Source organism: Vibrio sp. 1249-1 (genome assembly GCF_033340495.1).
In genome coordinates, this window is the sequence record NZ_JAWOWJ010000103.1 from 1 (window position 1) to 1,132 (window position 1,132).

1 protein-coding gene and 1 pseudogene are annotated in these 1,132 nt (G+C 49.0%); both read right to left on the reverse strand.

The window, feature by feature from the left end:
• Window positions 1-967, reverse strand: a 967-nt coding sequence (locus tag R7Z50_RS24560) for an IS110-like element IS5075 family transposase (RefSeq protein ID WP_318149358.1), incomplete at its 3' end; no start/stop codon positions are given.
• 99 nt (window positions 968-1,066) lie between these two features.
• Window positions 1,067-1,132 (reverse strand): annotated as a pseudogene (locus tag R7Z50_RS24565) (MerR family transcriptional regulator); the annotation flags it as partial.

The following is a 1,132-nucleotide window of genomic DNA, read 5'->3' on the forward strand; positions in this document are numbered from 1 at the left end:
AGGCTATTCTGGCCAGCTTGTTTGCCAGAGCACAGGTGACGACAAAGTTGCTTTTCCGACACAACAACTCCCTGACCCAGTCGGCCAACTTGCCAGACTGGTGTTCCAGTTTTTGTATGAATACCCTGGCACATTGAACCAACAAAGTTCGGATCTTTTTATTACCTCGCTTACTAATTCCCAGCAATGTCGTCCTACCTCCCGTGCTGTACTGCCGAGGTACAAGCCCTGTTGCCGCCGCAAAGTCACGGCTGCTGGCGTACTGCTTCCCGTCGCCAATCTCAGTTGAAATAGTACTGGCAGTCAGCGTTCCAACGCAGGGAATACTCAGCAAGCGCTGTCCAACCTCATCTTCGTCCAACTTTCGTTTCAACTGAGATTCCAGATCTTTAATCTGCTCAACAAGATAGTGATAATGCTGTTGTAATTTCAGCAATAACTGGCTGAGGTAAAGAGGCAAACTATTATCCTCAAGAATGGTACTCAGTCGGCTAATAACGGCAGCTCCTCGGGGAACGCTAATGCCAAATTCCAGCAGAAAAGCATGCATCTGATTAGTTGTTTTCACCTTATCCTGAACCAGGGATTCACGGACACGATGCAGAGCTCGCATTGCCTGCTGAGATTCGGTTCTGGGCTGCACGAAACGCATAGATGGACGTGATGCTGCTTCACAGATAGCTTCAGCATCAACGAAGTCATTTTTGTTGCTTTTAACGAATGGGCGGACAAATTGCGGTGATATCAGCTTTGGAAAATGCCCTAACTCTGCCAGCTTGCGTGCCATAAAGTGAGAACCGCCACAGGCTTCCATCGCGATGGTTGTTGCCGGGCATGTCGCCAGAAATTCGATTAGCTTTGGTCGGGTGAATTTTTTACGGTAAACGGCCTTCCCACGATGATCCTGACAATGAATATGGAAAGAGTTCTTACCCAGATCGATACCAATAAGCGCAATGTTTTCCATGATGGTTCTCCGAATGAAAGCCTGTCCTCAGCATAGTACCGGGAAGGAGGGAGTGACCATCTCATTAAATAAAGCACGCTAAGGCGTAACTACCCTCGGCTACACCGCGTCGGCACCACGCGGCTCTTTCTCCCCTTGCAGCGAAGCAATCAGCGGGCAAGAAAC